Origin of the sequence: Paenibacillus sp. FSL R7-0312 (genome assembly GCF_038004445.1) — a bacterium.
Classification (GTDB): Bacteria; Bacillota; Bacilli; order Paenibacillales; family Paenibacillaceae; genus Paenibacillus_AQ.
Map to the genome: position 1 here is coordinate 6,012,184 of NZ_JBBORE010000001.1, position 19,379 is coordinate 6,031,562.

General features: G+C 53.9%; 10 protein-coding genes. 1 reads left to right on the plus strand and 9 read right to left on the minus strand.

All coding sequences use genetic code 11. The features are described from left to right. Window positions 1-150: 150 nt before the first annotated feature. The 3 genes from MKX70_RS26560 to MKX70_RS26570 form a co-directional block, all read right to left on the minus strand. Window positions 151-1,743: a response regulator gene (locus MKX70_RS26560; RefSeq protein WP_340841194.1), complete on the minus strand. Its 1,593-nt coding sequence runs from the start codon at window positions 1,741-1,743 to the stop codon at window positions 151-153. Next, on the minus strand, window positions 1,740-3,554 hold the full coding sequence (locus tag MKX70_RS26565) for a sensor histidine kinase (protein WP_231637840.1): 1,815 nt from the start codon (window positions 3,552-3,554) through the stop codon (window positions 1,740-1,742). The genes MKX70_RS26560 and MKX70_RS26565 overlap by 4 nt, the downstream gene beginning before the upstream one ends. A gap of 123 nt (window positions 3,555-3,677) precedes the next feature. Further along, a complete protein-coding gene (locus MKX70_RS26570; protein WP_156123102.1) occupies window positions 3,678-3,827 on the minus strand; it encodes a hypothetical protein in 150 nt (49 codons plus the stop codon). 256 nt (window positions 3,828-4,083) lie between these two features. Between MKX70_RS26570 and MKX70_RS26575 the strand changes: the two genes are divergently transcribed. Continuing rightward, window positions 4,084-9,168, plus strand: a complete 5,085-nt coding sequence (locus MKX70_RS26575) for an S-layer homology domain-containing protein (RefSeq protein WP_340841195.1) — start codon at window positions 4,084-4,086, stop codon at window positions 9,166-9,168. A gap of 832 nt (window positions 9,169-10,000) precedes the next feature. Here the strand turns inward: MKX70_RS26575 and MKX70_RS26580 are convergent. The 6 genes from MKX70_RS26580 to MKX70_RS26605 all read right to left on the minus strand — a co-directional run bounded on the left by MKX70_RS26580 (window position 10,001) and on the right by MKX70_RS26605 (window position 19,327). Further along, on the minus strand, window positions 10,001-10,210 hold the full coding sequence (locus tag MKX70_RS26580) for a hypothetical protein (protein WP_197073143.1): 210 nt from the start codon (window positions 10,208-10,210) through the stop codon (window positions 10,001-10,003). 12 nt (window positions 10,211-10,222) lie between these two features. Next, a complete protein-coding gene (locus MKX70_RS26585) occupies window positions 10,223-11,401 on the minus strand; it encodes a glycoside hydrolase family 27 protein (protein ID WP_340841196.1) in 1,179 nt (392 codons plus the stop codon). A gap of 1,014 nt (window positions 11,402-12,415) precedes the next feature. Beyond that, window positions 12,416-14,122, minus strand: a complete 1,707-nt coding sequence (locus tag MKX70_RS26590) for an RICIN domain-containing protein (RefSeq protein ID WP_340841197.1) — start codon at window positions 14,120-14,122, stop codon at window positions 12,416-12,418. Between the two features lie 128 nt (window positions 14,123-14,250). Continuing rightward, window positions 14,251-15,885: a response regulator gene (locus MKX70_RS26595; RefSeq protein ID WP_042235224.1), complete on the minus strand. Its 1,635-nt coding sequence runs from the start codon at window positions 15,883-15,885 to the stop codon at window positions 14,251-14,253. Further along, entirely contained in the window at window positions 15,863-17,620 is a 1,758-nt protein-coding gene (locus MKX70_RS26600) for a sensor histidine kinase (RefSeq protein WP_042235222.1), read from the minus strand. The genes MKX70_RS26595 and MKX70_RS26600 overlap by 23 nt, the downstream gene beginning before the upstream one ends. Before the next feature lie 33 nt (window positions 17,621-17,653). Continuing rightward, complete coding sequence (locus tag MKX70_RS26605) at window positions 17,654-19,327, minus strand: extracellular solute-binding protein (RefSeq protein ID WP_445323717.1); 1,674 nt, start codon at window positions 19,325-19,327, stop codon at window positions 17,654-17,656. Window positions 19,328-19,379 lie beyond the last annotated feature (52 nt).

Here is a 19,379-nt window from a genome sequence, read left to right on the forward strand (position 1 = left end):
CCAATAGTAGGCGAAGGCGGCCGGTATCGAAATGGCTGTTTTTTACGGAACATTTCCTTTTTTTGACCATTCGTCAGTGCACATAAAAAGCGCATCCGCAGCGGATGCACTTCTTTTACAGTGTCTGTTCTTTTTTTGACAATTGCCGTTCTAGCCCCGGTATTCCTCGGGACTCATCCCGCTCAGCTTCTTAAACAGCTTGCTGAAATATGCTGTATTCGGATACCCTACACGCTCTGCTACCTCATATACTTTCACGTTCTTGTCCTTGAGCATGTGCCTCGCCTTCTCCATGCGCAGCCGGGTCAGGAAGCTGACGAAATTCTCTCCCGTCTCCTGCTTGAATACCCGGCTTAGATAGGAGGCGTTCACGTTAATCCGGTCCGCCACGGATTGCAGGGAGATATCCTCCGCATACAGCTGCATGATGAGTTCACTCGCCTGCTCCGCATAACTCCGGGAGGATTCGCCTGCCGACATCTGCGTCCTGCACTGCTCCAGATAACCGGCAACGGTCCGGTGCAGACCCTCCAGGCTCTCTTCATGGAGAATGCTCTCGTACACCGTAAGCCCTGCTTCGTTCGGCTCGGGAAGCGCCGGGAAGCAGGACAGAATCGCCCCAAGCAACCGGATATAGGTCGAACGCGCCGCCTGCTTCGTACAGCCCTCCAGCAGCATGGTATCCTTCAGGCTGTTCAGGAAGTCAATCGCCCCTTCGCTTCCACTCTCGGTATCCTGCCTGAACTTTCGCATGGCCGACCTGTCGATGAACACACGATCCCCGCTTCTCTGGCGGCTCCGGGCTTTATCATAGAAGGACAGGCCGCTCCCGCTCGCGAAGAACAGCTCGTCAAGCGCCATATCTGCCTCCTGATATGCCCGCTTCAGGCCGCCAAAGCCAGGCGCCGGGCCGCTGACGCCGATGGACAGCGTCAGCTTCAGAAAATCCTTCATGGCCGCCTGAATCTTGGCGGCTGCGCGTTCGATCTCCGCGCGGACAATCCTCCCCTCAGGCCCGAGGTCCAGCAGCAGCACATATTCCGCGGAGTTCATCACAATGATCTCCTTCGCCCGCTTGCGCGGAAGAATCTCTTCGAGAATATTGGCGACAGAATAGCGCAGCAGCTTCTCATCCTGCTCCACATACTTGCGTCTCTGCTGTTCGAAATGGTTAATCCGCAGCTTCATGAGCACCATAGGCTCATCCGTCAGGCGGATACGCAGGGATTCGCGGTTAGCGAGCACATCTCCGGCGGTCTTGAAGCCGCTGATCATCTCCTTGAAAAGCGTCTCCTTCAAATACCCGATACTCTCCTTGTAGGAGCCTGGGGGCATTTCATCCGAGCCTGCACGGGAGTGGCGGGACGCCCGCTTCCTGACCCTATCCAGCACCTGCTGAAGCTGCGAGGGCTTCATGTCGCTTTTGATCAGATAATCTGCCGCTCCAAGCCGCAGTGCCTCCTGCGCATAATGGAATTCCTCCAGGCAGCTTAGGATCACGAACTGTCCGCCCAGATCCATCCGCCGGGCCTCCCGAATCAGCTCAAGACCGTCCATCACAGGCATCTTGATGTCTGTAATAATCAGGTCGGGCTTGTGCGTCCCGGCCAGCTCCAGCGCCTCCCGTCCATTCGCCGCTTCACCGAGAATCGTAAAGCCTTCCTCTTCCCATTGAATGATGGACTTCAGGCCGATGCGCATCAGCAATTCATCATCCACGATAAGAACACCCAGCATATTCATCCTGCCTCCTTCCTGCTCCTTATAGGAATTCTGATCACGAATACTGCGCCTTGCCCCGGACTGCTCTGAAACGATACCCCGTAAGGCCCGCCATATCCGCGGCGGATACGCTGATGTACATTGATAATACCGATGCCGCCGCTGACTTCTTCGCCGTCAAGCCTGGATTGGAGCTGGTCTGCCGCCGCCCGGCTCATCCCCGCGCCGTTGTCTTTTACCGTAATGGCAAGCTCGGAATTCCCTGCATACCTGACTTCGATGGATACCAGACCGTCCTCCTGGTCGGCAATCCCGTGAAAGATCGCATTCTCTACCAGCGGCTGAATACTGAGCTTGGGAATCTCCTGCTCCGCAAGCGCCGGCTCGATCTCACTGTGGAATTCGATCCGGTTGAAATAGCGCACCTTCTGGATCACGATATAATGATCAATGTGTTCAAGCTCTTCACGGATAGGAACCAGCCGGTTATCCGTCTTGGCGGTATAGCGGAGCATGGAGATCAGCGCCTCTGTCATCTCAACAATGGTGTCCGACTGCTGCATGGTGGCAATCCATTTGACCGAATTCAAGGTATTGTAGAGGAAATGGGGGCTGATCTGCGCCTGCAAAGCCCGGATCTCCGCTTCAACCTTCTGCTCCTGTTCCACATAGATCCGTTCCACCAGCTGCTTCAATTCGGCTGACATTTGCTCGAAGCGGCTGGCCATCACCCCAATCTCGTCATTGGACCGGACCACAGGCAGATTGTCGAATTTGCCCTGCTCCACAAGCGTCATATTGCGGATTAGCTGCTTGATCGGCCGGGTAATCAGATTCGACATATACATAGAACTTATCAGGGCGAACAACAGTAGCACAACGACGATCGTCCACAGGTTCCGCTTAAGAATATCGCTCTCGACAGCCAGCTCCTCCACCGGCATATACATATACGTCTTCCAATCATGCACCTCGAACGGCGACTGGATCAGAATATAATCCTTGCCCGATACGCGGACAATCTGCCGGTTCAAATCGGCAGCCAGCGCATCTTCACGGAGCGGAAACAGCGATTTGAACGGCTTACCGATCAGATCATAATTATTATTGAATATAATGCTGTCGCTGTTATCCACGACGGTAAATGCCGAGCGGTTCCCGGCCTGCATCCGTTTGTTCAGACGGCTGATGAAATCAATATCCACGCTCACGACCATGAGACCAAGCAGCTTGCCGTTCTCCATATCGAATATTTTGCGCAAATTATAAATGGCCCAGTTGTCGTCTCCCTTGGTCTGCATATCCAGCCGTGTCGGCAAATCACGCGTAATATCGTCCGATCGCAGGAAATCGTTGAACCACTCCTCGTTCCTGGGATGATAGGTATAGTCGATGGGCTTGTTAGGAGCGATATATAGGTCACTGCCTTGATTCAAATTATAGACGTAGATGGAGATCGCGCGGTCCTTCATCGTAATGTAATTCATCAGCAGCTGCGTAGCTTGCAGTTCGTTGGGAACGGAGCTGTCGTGCAAATAATTCTGAACAGGATAATTCTCCTGCGAGACGGCGGAGATATAGCTGTTGATCCCATAGCTGGAGATGAGGGAAATCTGCTTCGTATCCTCCAGGAACTCTTCAATTCGGATGTTCGACTGCCTCGTAATATCGGCCAGCAGATCCGTATATTTGCGCTCCAGCATCTGCTGGGAGGAGATGTAGGAGTTGATAAACATGATCACAACCGGGATAAGAATGGCCAGCAGAAAAAAGAACATCATTTTGTTCTTCACACTCACAAAGCGGCGGGTCCGGGCCAAGTTATATTTCAAATGATAACCTCCGGTGGCAGAAATGTTGGAATAACGGTTAGAATACCTCTAATGATAGACTCCCGGGGGCTTTCTTTCTACCCTGACTGGCATGTCTTTTTTTTACTCTTTTTTCTCTCTTTTTTACCTCTTCAGGCCTGAAGGGACATCCGGCTGGCCGGATTCCGCTATCCGCCCGCGCAGCATCGTATGCTGCAGATTTCCCGCCCTTGCCCAGATCGTAAAGAAAGGAACAAAAACAGTAAAAAAGCTTGATTTTATAGTGCTGTCCATTCACTTAACATTCTCGGTGAAGAGATACGGCAATGAACAGGGAGGTTGCGGTGCCTATGCGGAAATAGCCCGGAATGACAGTGCGATTACTACTACAGATGAATACTGCACCAGAATGACAAGAGGTATCCAAGTAGAGACGGAAACACCGTCCTTTTGAAGGATGGTACCATTTCAGCGAGAAATAAAAGGATAAGTGATCAGGTGAAACCTATAAATTCTTTTATTTCAAAAAAACACAAGAGGTGAGATTCTATTGAGGCTGCATCTTAAACGTTCACTGATATCCATGCTGGTATTCCTGACTATTCTGCCATCTACATTAGCAAGCGCTTCCACGGATCAGTTGTCTGATCCGCTGCCGGTCCCGGAGTCTGCTCCTGAGCAAATACTGCTGGAGCAGCAACAGTTCCAGCAGGATCAAGTGCAACAGAAGGAAGTCAACGCTGAGGCGGCTCCGCTGTACCAATGGAGCTTCCACCCCGGACAGGTGGTCGACCGTGTCTCGGTGGTGAATAGCGTCTATCCTGCTGCAGGTGCTGAACGCGCCGAGCTTAAAGGGGTAGCGTCGATTGTATACGACGACCAGCGCGGAGAGGTCCTCTCCTTACCCGGCGGCGGGAACGGCACCGGCTGGCTGAAGCTGCCGGATCAGCTCTACAGCGGAATCGAGGATGAGCTGTCCATCGCCTTCTGGGCAAATATTGACTCATCCTCAGGCGCCTATTCACGCCTGCTGTCCTCGACCATTGCCGAGAAGGGGCTGACAAACGCCGGAGTAAACGGTTGGCAGGATTCAGAATTCATTGTCATTGCCGGGGATGGTACGTTCAGCAACCGTATATATACCGGGACGAATCCGAATGAAATTGCCAGCTACAAAGGCGATATCGTCTGGAACCGCAATCCCGCTAGAGGCAAATGGCAGCAAGTCGTCATTACGATGACAAGCAGCGGGGCCTACGAGGTATACCAGGACGGTGTTCCCGTGGGCACCAAAGGTCTGGATCTGGGTAAAAGCTCTCCGGATGCAACAATGACCTCAGTTCTGGAGCATTTCTTCTCGCGCGGCTATCTGGACGCCCTGACATTCAATGATTTCGGCAGATCGCTTTACACCTCGGATGGAGATATCAAGGGTAAATTTGACGATCTGCGGATTTACAATGTCCAGTTAAATGCCAATCAGGTAAGCGCACTCTATGCAGAGACGAAGCATGAAGAGAACACTTCAGCCAAGCCGGCCAAAATCTCGGTCGATCTGGCAGACCGTTCGCTCGGACCTGTATTCCATGGCTCTTCCGGCGCACTGTATGCGATCAGCGAGCCTAATGTGCCGGATATCAACACGCTGATTCCGATCAAGCCCTCGCATATCTCCCAGAAGCCGCCGAACGGTATCCAGCATCCGACCGGAGACGCGCTCCGGGTGTCGGACTATTTCTTCGAGGCCGGCGGGGAAGCTGTAAATATCGTTATGCAGGATTATTATCAGCATTGGTACTATCCGTCCAGAACGGCTAACGAATATATTCAGGAAGCCGTCATTCCGATTACAACGGCAGTCAAAGCCTATAAAGAGCAATGGGCGGCGGCGAATCCGGGCAAGGACCCCGATGCAAGATTCATCTATATCCCGTTCAATGAGCCTGAGCAGAACAATACCCGTTATCCCCAGCTCCTGTCAGACAACCAGACGGGCAAGAATTCAAGAGCCGTATTCAACAGCGACTGGCTGGCAGTAACGAAGAAGATCAAAGAGATTGACCCCGGCGCCGTCATTTCCGGGGTGAATTTGACCCAGTACGGAGCCAAGGTATTCGAGGATTTCATTCCCTACTGCGTAGAGAATGACTGTCTGCCGGACATTATCAGCTGGCATATGCTGTGGGATAAAGCCTTCAACCAGGCTCCCTCGAATGTGGCCACCTTCCGGACGGTGGAAGAGAGGTCCGTGCAGCGCTATAAAGAGCTGTATCCGGACCGGACGGTGCCCTTCCCGATCAAGGTGGACATCAATGAGTATGCCGCTACCTCGGAGATTGCCGTAGGCGGCTCGCTTATTCATTACATTGCACGTTATGATGAGCTGAAAATGAACAGTATGCTGCCGTATTGGAACACGGCCAACTCCTACGGGTCCCTGCTCGCCGGGCAGAATGAGCCTAACGGGGCATGGTGGCTCTACAAATGGTATGCCGACATGATGGGCGGCGACATGGCCAAGATCGAGGTCATCAATGCCAGACATGAGAATGACGCCTTCGGCCCCGGCTTGTACGGGCTAAGCTCCATTCAGGATAACAAAAAGCAGGCCAGTATCGCGTTCGGAGGTACACAGGGAGATAGCCAGATCGTGTTCAACAATGTGACCGGCAATGGGAACAGCCCCTCCTTCCTCACAGACGCAGAAGCCGTTCATATCACCGTATGGCACGCTGGATATACGGGCTTAACCGGATTCCTCGTTGAGCCTACCCAGATTCTTGACCGTGATTATTCCGTCAAGAACGGCTCGGTCACACTGGATGTCAACCTGAACGATTACACCTCGGCGTATTATGCAGTCATTACTCCGGCTGTCGATCACGCCCCGAAGGAGACTTTCTATAAGCGCTTCGAGGCTGAGAATGCAGAGGTGCGGACCAATGTGACCCTGACGGATCACTATCCGCGCAAGAGCACCGGACGCTCTGCCTCGAACGGCCAGTACGTCCAAGGCATCAAGGCTGCGGAAAGCCTGGTGAAATGGACAGATGTTACGGTTCCGGCGGATGGGAGCTACCGGCTGGATCTGATTGGCGGCAGCGGCGCAACCTCCACCCTGCGCAATCAATCCAATACCGGAGATGCGAATCAGCGGATCAATTCCGAATGGTTCATCCAAATTGATGATCACCCGGCAACGAAGGTGGTTCTGCGTGCAGATTACAACATGCAGCTGCTGGGAAGCAATACGATCTTTGCCGATCTGACGCAAGGGACGCATTCCATCGGCATCAGCAAGTACAACCCGGATACGGGAGAAGCAGGCCAGGGCGAATCCACCCTTGACGCGATGGAAGTAACTTATAGCGGTATGCCGGGCGCACAAGCGAATTACCGTGTACAGGCGGAATTTGCCGACTATGATCCTGCGCTGGGGTTGTCGAGAGAGAGCAGCCTGGAAGGCTTCGAGGGTGCCGGATATGTGACCGGTTACGGCAGTAGCCAGAACGCCAACACCCGTTTTGTTGTAAGTGTGCTGGAGGACGGCATGTATGATCTGCAGATCCGCTATGCAGCATCGGGTGCGGGCAGCCTGCAAATCCAACATGACCGCAAGCCGCTAGTAGATCTGCCTGTTACCAATACCAGCGGACAATGGCAGACCGCTACAGTACCTACCTTCTTACGCACAGGCATTAACCTGGTTGATGTGCGTTCCAGCGCTGCGCTTAGCCTGGATTATATTAACGCAGCCTTCGTCAGCCAGACTTCTGTATATTCCGTTGAGGCAGAGGCGGCAACGGTCGTAGGTACTCCGGCCGGCTCCGAGCTGCCGCTGGTTCGGGAGGATGCCTTTGCCAAATACGCCTCAGGCGGCAAATATGTGAATGGCATTACCTCCTACGACGGAGCAGAGCGGTATCTGGAGCTGAAGGACATCACAGTGTCCAAAGCAGGTACCTATAAGCTCGTCGTAACCTACGCGAACGGCGAAAGCGCCGGGACGCATGCCTACAACAACGACGTTGTTGAACGGTATACACAGGTCAGCGTCAATGGCAGCGAGCCGCAGACCGTCTTTTTCAAGAACACCATCTCATGGCAGCAGTTCGCCACACAGACCTTGGATGTTGAACTGAAAGCAGGCACTAACAGCATCCGCTTCTCCAATAATAATACGTATGACGGGGGCTCCAACCCTTATGGAGGAACCGGCGCGCAAGGCTTCACTCCTTACACAGCGGTCCCGCGCCAATACGCGCCTGCGTTCGACCGGTTCGATATTTACCCGCGGCATACGCTTGTGACTGACGGCGGTGGTGAAACTGGCGGCGGCAACAACGGCGGTGGTGAAACTGGCGGCGGCAACAACGGCGGCGGTGAAACTGGCGGCGGCAACAACGGCGGCGGTGAAACTGGCGGCGGCAACAACGGCGGCGGTGAAACTGGCGGCGGCGGCAACGGCGGCGGTAACAATAGCGGTACGAACGCCGGTAGCGGCAACGGCGGTGGGACTACCGTTGGCTCGGTCAATCCTGTGCAGCCGGAAGCACCAAGCGGCAGCGGTCTTTTGACCGTCGAAGCAGAGGTTACAGGAGCTACTGCCACAGCCACATTGGATGCCCAGAAGGTAAAAGCGGCGGAACAGCTCACCGTCTCGTCTCCGCTCGGCACCTTCCACTTCCCTGTAAAAGCGGTAGATACCGCTGCTTGGGGACAGCAATTGGGAACCGATGACTGGAAGCTCAAGGTCAGTATGATGGTCTTGCCGGAACAGCGGCAGCAAGAGATCGTTCAGGCTGTTCTGGCAGCCAAGGGCAAATTAATCAGCCCTGCCATTGAGTACACGGTAACGGTTGAAGCCAATGGACGTACGGTGGTGATCCCGGGGTTTAAGGGCAGCTATTCCCGTGGCACCTTGCAGCTCGATGCTCCGGCGGACAGCCGTAATACTACTGTGGTGCGGATCGAGAAGGACGGAAGCTTCACCTTCGTTCCGGCTGTCTTCAACGGCACCGGTGTAACCTTCTACAGTCCAAGTAACGGCACATTTGCGGTGATTTCAAGCAACAAGACATTCGAGGATATCAAGGGACACTGGGCACAGGCATCCGTCGAAAAGCTGGCCTCAAAGTACATCCTCACCGGCTTAACGGATAGCCAATTCGCACCAAACGCTACCACAACCCGCGCGGAATTCGCAGCGATGATGGTTCGTGCACTGGGCTACTCCTCCTCCGGTTCGGCAGACGTTTCGTTCAAGGATATCCCCTCCGGTGTGTGGTACACCGGAAGCGTCGGAACAGCCGCTGAGTTGGGTCTGGTGCGGGGCGGAACGGACAGTAATATCCGGCCGAACGATATCATTACCCGCCAGGAGATGACCGTTATTCTGGTTAAGGCGATGGCCCTTGCAGGCTCGCCGCTCCCAGCTTCAGAGCTTCAGCCTGCAGCCTTCAAGGATGCAGACAAGATTGCGGGCTGGGCGCAGCAGGATATAGACAAGGCGGTTCAGGCTGGCCTGATCACCGGAACACCGGCCGGTCTGTTCCAACCGGGGCAATCCGCTACCCGTGCGGAAGCGGCAACCGTCATCCTCCGCTTGCTGGTGCAAGCGAAAGTAATGAACTAAAGACATGTGGCATCATGCTCCCGCCTGCCGGGGCTGATCCACAGTTATAATTCCGGCAAGTTGAGACAGACGAGGTCCGTGCCCAACACCATATAGATCAAAAAGAGCAGCGATTCTCCCGTTACCTGGTACCTGGAGAATCGCTACTCTGCTGTTTCGGGTCTTGTTTAGGTTCTTGTTTCGGTTCTACTGTAGCTTCTCGTACATCTACTGCTATTTTGCTAAAGAGCCCCGGGTTTTAGTTGGATAAACGTATCTTAATTGGGATGATTGGGAGCTTCTGAGGAATTTAATTGGATAAACGTCATTTAATTTCATGCATTTCCCCTGCTCTGATCGTTTGGCAGCAAATTAAGTGCTGTTTTTCCAACCGTTTCCCGGCAAGGCCTCCTCCACCCCTAAGCAAGTGGAGAAAATCCAACTGCTATTTCCTGCCACAGTCCCAGTCACATCCGCAGATAGCTACAGCTACCAGTCCCCATCACATCCGCAGATAGCTACCAGCTACCAGTCCCAGTCACACCCGCAGATAGCTACCAGCTACCAGTCCCAGCCACACCCATACTAATGCTGCTCCAAGATTCACCGCGTTCTTGTATAGGAATTCAGAGAGTGGGCTCCGCAGCTGATTAGACGCCTGGAAGAGATTGATCGCCCGGAATATAAACATGAGGCTGGAAAAGATGACCACACCAGACAATAAGCATATACGACCGATGAAGCAACGCTATACAGGTAGCCCAAAAACCCCCTGCCAGCAAGCACGTGGCGCAGCATTCTGTCCGCTGCTTTCTTCCGCGCCTGCCAATAGGGGGTAATGCAAGTAGTACAACTAACGGAACAACACGCATTTTCCCGATTCCCTGAAATACTTGATCAGCCGCTCAATCGGCTCGCGTCCGCATTTCAGCTGCTCGCCAAGACAGTCTATACACAGGAAGTCTTGCGCGTTGCGCGTAACAAGCTTCAGGTAGATCGCCACATCATCCGTCACCAGGGGAACGCCGCATTGTCTGCATGTTCTATTCATGTTCACGCTCACGCACTTCTCTTCCTACACCAATTTGGCCCGCACAATCAGACAATCATGGGCTGCGACGACCGGAGCATATCGTTCTCTGAATACACCAAGCTCTTTATGCTCCCAGCAGTCATACAGGGACAGCGATTTGCCGGAGGCATACGGGAGTCCGAAATCCCAGAATTGCAGCGACATTTCTCTTTGTCCATCGCTCAGGTTGAAGAAGCCGATCGCAAGGTCTCCGTCCGACAATACTTTGACCAGCATGAACACATCATCTGCATGGAACCACTGGGGTTCCGGCTTGATGCGGTAAGCCCCGCGGCTCTCCACATCCTGATTGATGGCAATCAGATCCGGGTTCAACAGAATATTCTTGGTGGCCTCGTTGGCCTTGCGGATATCGCTGCCGATCATCAGCGGGGAACCCAGCAGGCTCCATAGTGAGAAGTGGGTCTTGTACTCCACATCCGTGCAGCCGCCGATCTGACTGCCGATGAAGTCGCTGTTGCTGCCTCCGTACATGCCGACTACCAACATATCCAGGTCATTATGGCAGTAGGCCCCGGTGTAGGCGGCTTTATCCAGCTGCGACAGAGCCTGGGTCTTGATGGATTCCCAGCTGTCCTGGATATCTCCGGTAGAGCGGTACATATGAGCGCCGGATTCACGAATCCACTGATAGACGTTGTCCTCGCCCCAGTTGCACGCGGAGAACAGAATGTCTCTGCCGCAGTTCTTCAGTGCGAGACTCATCCGCTTGTACAGCAGCTCTCCCGACATGTGTCTGGGCTTGAAGCAATAGTCATACTTAAGAAAATCCACGCCCCATTCAGCCAGAGATTCCGCATCCTGGAATTCATGCTCGAAGCTCCCCGGATACCCGGCGCAGGTATGTGTGCCTACACAAGAGTACATGCCGAACTTCAGTCCCTTGGAGTGAATATAATCTGCAAGCGCCTTCATTCCGCTCGGGAATTTGACCGGATCAGCGACCAGCTTGCCATCCTTGTCCCGTTCTTTCAGACTCCAGCAGTCGTCAATGACAATGTAATCATATCCCGCAGCCTTATAACCGTCTGCCACCAGGGTATCGGCGGCCTCCCGGATCAACTGCTCGTTAATATCCCAGGTGAAGGTGTTCCATGAGTTCCAGCCCATCGGAGGCGTCAAGCCGAGCTGTTGCTGTTTGTCCACCAGTTGTTTGTCCATGATCAGTATTCATCCTTTCGCATCACTCCAAATGTAGGTTCCAGAGCAAATGCTGTATTCTTTATGTATTTAAACACACATAATCCTTGTAATCTATAGCTTCACGTTGCTTTCATATCGACGTATGTTGCTTTTCTAAATTTGATTTGAAGGCGGAATTAGGCCCTCACCCCGCGCCTGTTCAATGTATTCGGTTTTTCTGTGAAAATACGTCTGGCACTGCGATAAACGCACGGCCTACGCGGCGCTCACAGTCCAATTGTGTTCGGTTTTTCGATTACATTCGGCTTACGCGGTGCACCCAGTCCAATTGTGTTCGGTTTTTCGATTACATTTGGCCTACGCGGTGCTCCCAGTCCAATTGTGTTCGGTTTTTCGATTACATTTGGCCTACGCGGTGCACCCAGTCCAATTGTGTTCGGTTTTTCGATTGCATTCGGCCTACGTGGCGCTCACAGTCCAATTGTGTTCAGTTTTTCGATTACATTCGGTCTACGCGGTGCTCCCAGTCCAATTGTGTTCGGTTTTTCGATTACATTTGGCCTACGTGGCACGTCCAGTCCAATTGTGTTCGGTTTTTCGATTACATTCGGCCTACGTGGCGCTCACAGTCCAATTGTGTTCGGTTTTTCGATTACATTCGGCCTACGTGGCGCGTCCAGTCCAATTGTGTTCGGTTTTTCGATTACATTCGGCTTACGCTACCCACCCGGCCTAATTGTGTTCGGTTTTCCGTTAAAATATGTTAAATAAATGAAAAGACGATGTTCTGTTTTTTAGCCACGCTGCTCATTTTCATGCTGGAGTTGTGCCTTGAAAGACATGTTTGTTTTCGCACACATTTGACCTTCGCACTCGGCGCCCGTCTAATGTATTCGGTTTTTCGCACATATTTGCTCCCACGCCCGCCCTCTTCCCCCCGCACCACCGCAAAAAAACTCCCGTCCCCCTGCGGAGTCCGGTATGATCCCGGACCCCGCAGGAGAAGGAAGCTCTGTGTTTTGCGCTTACCCTTTAATTCACCTGAACCAGCTTCCATTGCTGGTGCAGATCGCCGCGGTACAGGTTCTGCTGCAGCTTCGCGCCGTCCGCACTGGAGGCTCCTGTGACTTCAACGGCTCTGTTGCTGTTCACGTTCAGAATGCTCCAGTACCCGTTACTCAGCTTAATCAGTCTGAACTGCTGGGCCGTGTTGTTCAAATCCTGCATCAGCTGGATGGCTTCGCCGTTATTCTTCGTTCCGTTTCGCACATCCATCACTTTGTTGTCCGAAGAGTTCACACTGCGCAGCCGGTACACGTTATTGTACGTGCCCATATCGGTAGCTGTCCATTGCTGGGCAGCCGCAGTATTCTCCGGCCATTGCTGAAGCTGAAGGGAGTTCGTATTCTGCCCGTTCGGAACATCAATCGCTTTGCCTGACGCCCGGTTGATCAGCTTATACTTCGCATTGTTGGTTACCCCGTTCCATACCCCGTTCCAGGGATTGAACTGCGCCCGCTCATAATACCATTCGAAGATAAACCGCGCCATTCCGTCCCGGGTGGCATTGCCGTCATACATCAGTCCGCCGTCCGGGTCTGCGAAGGAGCTTTTGGGGCCGGGGTCCAGCAGGAAGCCGTTCATATGGACGGCAATGCTGACATTACCGGCTGCGGTGAAGATCGCTTTGGTGTTCTTGCCGAAGCCTGCGTTCGTACCGTTGAACAGATCCCAATATTCGGAGTCTCCCGGCTGTCTCTTGAACCAGGTGGTCTCGGTAATATTGATCGGGTACTTATCGGCAGCAGGCTTGATGCTGCTATCCCAGATCTGCTGAAGCGAATTGAAATCGTCATACGCGCCGTAGCCCGGATACCAGTGTACGGCATAGCCGTAGTTGTTCAGCGGGTCCGTAAGCGGATTGGATGCGGTCAGCTGGTAATGCTGGTCCCATCCGAGTCCTGCAGCCCAGATCACATTATCCGCGCCCTTACTGCGGATCGTGGAGATCATGGAGTTCTGGAAGTTCTTCAGTGAATTCCAGAAGGCCTCGAAGTTAGGCTGGGAGGGATTTCCGCCCCATTGTCCGTTCACATCGCTCAGCACCGGCTCGTTAACCAGCTCGAACATCACATTATCTGCGCTTTTTAGGGCCGGCTGGGAGGCCAGGTAACCCCAGATCTGATTGAACTTGTCCAGATTGGCCTGGGTGGTCGCCTTGTTATCCAGCAGGGTGAAATCTAACCCCAGTGTGACATACAGCCCTTTCGTCTTCGCATATTGGACATAAGGGATAATCACATTCTGGGTGGCCGCTTGAAGCCCTGCGAAGTTATAGGTTCCTGCCGCCACATCCCCCATATCCTCCCGGTCGATGAACAAGCGGACCTGGTTCGAATACCAGCCATGGCTGTTGCCGTATTTGCCCGAGGTGCTGGTGAAGGTGTCCGTAATTTCCTTAAGGTACTCCAGGGTGGCCGCATGACGGTTCCCTGCGTTGCGGTTCAGATAATAGTTACTGTTCTGATACGTCCAGTAGGCTCCGGTAGGCTGATGCCAGCCGCTGAGGAGTACAGGCTGCCCGCTGCCGTTCACCAGCTGATTGCCGCTGACATGGAGCTTGGACACGGGAGTTCCCTCCCAGGCACTTGCGGTACCGCCGCCGGACTGCATAGGAACCAGCAGCAGCGCCATCATAACCAGCAGCTTGATGGACCAGTTCAACTTCCTTTTTCTCACAGATACCCATCTCCTTCTTGTTTGGGGAATCGGCTTATGCCGTAGTAATGAAAGCGAATACAATTGAATTGTACTCTCCAGGGAGATGGGGGGGAAACCTGTCTGATTATAGTTAATAGACTGGCAGATTATAGTTTTATATGCATAGACTCCCTGAATTCCTGGGGAGTCATCCCCGTCATTTTTTTGAAGAACCGGGTGAAGGAGTGAGGAGCCTCATAGCCGACATACAGCGCCACATCACGTATTTTGAGCGCCTCGTTCCCCAGCAGCTCCTTCGCCTTCACCGCCCGGCAATGGTCGATGAACTCCGACAGATTAATGCCCTGCTCCTGCTTGAAGAACCGGGACAGATACGACGGGTTGAAATAGTGAAGCTCGGCCAGCCGTACCAAAGACAGGTCCTCACCCAGATGGCTGTGGATATACTCGCAGATCCGCTCAATCACCTCTAAGGAGCGCTCCTTCTCGGCAGTGCTTCTAAGCTCAAAGAGATCGGAGGCCAGCTTCTCCAGATAATAGAAGCCCTCCTTCAGGGACGAATGCTCGTCAAGCCGCATCAGCTTGCTATATTCATTGACAAGGCTATAGTACTCCGAACGGTTCAAATGGGACAGCAGGACAAGGGCAGCTGTATAATACAGCTCCGCAGCTTCTTCTACGGAGACGCTGGAATGGATGCCTTCCGTGATCTCTTCAAGCGTCTCTGCGAACCGCTCCCGCCGGCCGGCATCCAGATGCGCCGCAAGATTCTCCACCCGCTGCTGGAGCCGGACCCCCGTCTCCCTGATTCCGTCCGGCTCCGGCGGGCCGCTCCGGTCAATCTGCACCATGGAGATGCCGTCACCGATCTTCACCTGCTGCAGACGGTGGAGCCGTTCGTAGTGACGCCCGATCTCCGTCCAGGCGCAGGCCGAGCCGCTGACCGTAAAAGCAACAGGCAGGCCAAGCGTCTGCCGGAAGGAATCCTGGATCAGCTCCAGCGTCCCTTCCAGATACCGCGACAAATGCCCGCCAAATACAGCTTCGGCATGATGCAGGGGCTGGAGCAGCCATAAGAGATCCCCGTGTCTGTCCAGTACCCAGGTATGCCGGGTCATCTCCGCCAGATGGGAATTCCAGATTAGCCGGGAAGAAGTCAGAATCTCGCTCCGGTCCATGTAGGAGGTGCCCTCCGGGTACGTGAGCCGTCCAAGAATCAGCATCACCGGGGACCCGGGCTCCAGGCTGATGCCCAGTTTAAGGAAATCCGTGCTTAACGTCTGCACATCCGCACACAAGACTTGGCTATCCTGAAGCAGATGACGGAGATAATCGCCCTGCGCCGCTATTTCCATCGAATCACGCTGCTCCCTGGACTGCTCCAGAAGCTCGCTCAGCTGGTTGCCCTGCTCAATCTCCAGCAGCACCTCCTGCACCGTCTCAATAATCTTGTCGAAGCCTTCCGTCTTAAGCAGGTAACGGGCACCGGGAATTTGCAGCGCTCTGTAGGCATAATCGAACTCGCTGTAGCCGGTCAGGAATACAATCCTCGACCGCGGCCAGAATTCACGGATTTGCTCAGACATTTCGAGTCCGCTCATCCCGGGCATCCGAATATCCGTCAGCACAATATCGATCCGGGTGCGGGAGAGCCACTCCAGTGCCGCTTTGGCCGAATAGACCTTGTAGACATCGAGCTTGTCGGGAATAAGCTGATTGAAGGCCTCGTATAAGCCGTCTGTTATAATCTCTTCATCGTCAACGATCAGAAGTCTGTACAAGCCCTTCACCTCCTGTCAGTCTAATTCGGATCTCGACCCTGAGGCCGTTCAGCGTGCTTCTATGCAGGAACAAGCCGCTGCCTTCCCCGTAGATGAGCTGGATGCGCCGGTGAATATTGCCCATGCCGGTGATTTCATGCGTTCCGCCGTTCTGATTCAGCCGATGCCCCAAGGCCTCGATCGCTTCATCCGTCAGCCCGCTTCCATTGTCCTCGACAATGATCCGGATTTCTTCCTCCCCCTGCTCAAAAGCAACCCGCAGTTCCCCCTCCTCCGCCTGCTTCTCCAGACAATGCTCATAGGCATTCTCGATAATGGGCTGGAGAATCAGGCGCGGAACACGTAGCTCCTCCATGGCTTCCGGCAGCTCGTCGAACCGGACCAGAATGCGTCTGGAGAACCGCATCTTCTGGATCTCCGTATACATCCGGGAATGCCTGGTCTCCTCCGCGAGCCGGACATTATCCTCCCCGTTACGGGTGATGAATCTGAAATATTCGCCCAGCATCCCCGAAAAGTCCTCAATCCGGTCACTGTCCCCTTGCTTGGCCAGCGAGCTGAGAATAAAGAAGCTGTTGTACAGAAAATGCGGGTTGATCTGCGACTGAAGCTGCTTCAGCTCCGCCCGCTGCATCATCAGCTTCTGGGTATAATCCTGATCAATCAGCATCCGCAGCCTGCTGAGCATCTGGTTGAAGCGGAGATACAGATAGCCGAATTCATCCTTGCGGGCATGGTCAATCTGAATATCAAGCGAACCGCTCTCCATCCGCTTGAAGCTGCGGATCAGTACAAGCAGCGGCTTCTGTACGAACTTATAGGTGGCATAGGAATAGATAAGCACCGCCAGGAAGGAAGCAGCCGCGAACAGCCAGGCCCAGACCACAAACTTGGTCAGCGGGCGCTTGACCGCCTTCTCCGGCAAATAGGTGGCTACAGCCATCCCCAGCTTGTCTGAGGTGAAGCTGTCGATATGATACCGTGTTCCGTCCAGTTCCCAGTTGTACAGGTCCCCTTCATCAATGGCCTGGTGATAGCTCTCAATCAGCTCCGGAGAGCTGTTCTCGGTTCCGAGCGCATAATCCGTCTGCCTCGAGACCAGCAGAGAGCCGCTCTCTTCATAGGCGTTAATGGCCCGGAGCGAATCCTTCAGCTTCTCATTGTCCAGCTCAATCTGCACGATGAACAGCGGGGGCTCGCCCATTCTGCCGCTGGACTGGGTCACGCTCAGCTCCAGGGAGTTGTTCCAGTTGATCAGCCGGCCTTCTTTTCTCAGATCGACGGACCGGAAGAAATTGAACTTGCCGCTGTCTAGCTCATCAATGCCGTTCATCGCGGACAACGTTTTGTTGATCGTACGGATATGAACGAACACATCGCCGATGTAGGCGCTGCTGTTCTTCAGGGAGGTGAGCCGCTGCGTAACGTAGTTCAGGCTTTCTCTTTTTTCCACATCGTCCATGTAGCTCCAGGTTACGGCAATCTTGTTCAATTCGGTATCCTGGGCAAGATCATACTGCTGGATCTCCATCCATTCCACCTCGCGGTTCAGGTCCTCCAGGTAATAGGTCAATTGCGACAGCGTGGCTCTGGACAGATCCTGGCTTGCATTGCGGTAACTCCAGTTGTACAGATAGAGGCCAAGCAGCAGAATCGGCAGAATAATTGCGAGATAAGTAACGACCATCCGGATAAAAATAGTGTGGCGCATGGACACCGCAGGAAATTTAAGCAAGTGTACCGCCTCCGATGCTTTCTTCATGCCAGATCATTTCCGGTTCCCGCCCTTCTCCGCATACCACTCATTGACCTCAGCCGTGATCTGCTCGCCGCCAAGCTTGTTCCACTGGGCAACGAAATCATCGAACTGGCTGATCGGTCTTCCCTGAATGATATCCAGAAAGGAGTCAATCTGAAGATTATATAGAATATTCTGCTTCTCAATCATCGTCTCTGTAGGTGCACCGACGAAGCTCTCATAGAGTAGCTGAGATTTACGTTCATACCTGTCCAGGATGGAAAAAGCACCCGAAACCCCGTACGTCTTCTCCCAGCCCCAGCCTGTCTCGCTATCCGGACCACCGGCCTCATAGGCGGCAATCCGCTTCTGGATCGTCTTCGCTTCATCCTTAAGCACCGAGGCATCACCGTCCCGCCGGAAGGTCTCCAATTGCTGGAAGGCCTCCAGATTCTTCCGGACCGGAAACGGTGTCACGGGTGACAGCTTCCATACCGCCTGCGGAGCGTTATAGAACCGCTCTACCTCGCTGGTCGCTCCCCAGTTTTTCTCCAGATGCAGGTTGATCAGCTTGATGAGCGCTTCAGGATGCTTTATCCCTTGTCTGACCGCCAGGAAATGGCTGGTGCTGAACGGAAGCGGAACCTTCGGCGGGGCCCCGGATTCCGATACAAGCGGGAAGGCTTGCCACTGGGCCTGCGGATTGTGTATACGGCTGAGCTGAACCAGGAATGATCCCCACTGCTCGCCGTACAACATTCCGATCTGTTCATTCTCGATCCATTCACCGGCCTTGACCCCGTCCTTGAAGGCGAATTCCCTGTCGATCTGCCCCGTCCTGTACATGTCCTGAAGCACCAGCAAGGCCTTCTTGACCTCCGGCTGGATGCCTCCATAGACCAGCTTGCCGGTCTTGTCCTGTACCCAGATCCCCGGATACGCGCCATAACCGGCCATAAACCCGGTAAGTCCCATTACCGGGTCCCACAGATATTTGGTCGTTGCCAGCCCGTAGGTATCCTGCCTGCCGTTCCGGTCGGGGTCCCGCTCGGTAAACGCTTTCGAGATTGCCAGCACATCCTCCATCGTCTGCGGCGGCTCCAGGCCCAGGTCTTCCAGCCAGTCCGTGCGAATCCACAGGAACATAGCGCCTTCAATAGACGAATTGGTCTCCGGGATCGCCATAAGCCTGCCGTCAATGGTGGCGGTATCGAAGGGTCCTGTTCCTTCCTCGCTCAACACCTGCCGGGTCAGCGGCGTGGCATACTTGCTGTAGACCTCCGTCAGATCCTGGATCAGCCCCGCGTTGCTGAGCACCCTTAACTGCGAGGCATTCACCCGCACAATATCGGGAATATCACCGGAGGCCAGGGATACGCCCAGCTTGCGGGAGTAGATGGAGCTCCACTCCGTCCAGTCATAGGTGACCTTAATGCCCAGCACCTCTTCATACAGATCGGTCCAGCGGTTATGCTCCAGCGTCTCCCCCGGCAATTCCTTCAGTATCTCTTCAAGCGCATCGTTGTTCTCGCGTACAAAAGAAAGCTCAACGGGCGGATCATACCTGCTTAGACCCGGCTCCTGATATAGCGGAGCGCCCCCCGTCTGTCCCTGCGGGACCGGAGAACGCTCCGGAAGACTATTATTCCTCTCACAAGCGGTCATCAGCCCTACGGCCATACATGCTGCGACAGTCCAGATCATTCTGTTCCTGATTGTTTTGGGCACCAGTTGCAACCTCACTTTGCAAGAATAT

Excerpts from the sequence above, each read along its gene's own strand:
- MKX70_RS26560 (WP_340841194.1), bottom strand. The coding sequence starts at position 1,743 with ATGAATATGCTGGGTGTTCTTATCGTGGATGATGAATTGCTGATGCGC.
- MKX70_RS26570 (WP_156123102.1), bottom strand. The coding sequence starts at position 3,827 with ATGGACAGCACTATAAAATCAAGCTTTTTTACTGTTTTTGTTCCTTTC.
- MKX70_RS26585 (WP_340841196.1), bottom strand. The coding sequence starts at position 11,401 with ATGGACAAACAACTGGTGGACAAACAGCAACAGCTCGGCTTGACGCCT.
- MKX70_RS26605 (WP_445323717.1), bottom strand. The coding sequence starts at position 19,327 with ATGATCTGGACTGTCGCAGCATGTATGGCCGTAGGGCTGATGACCGCT.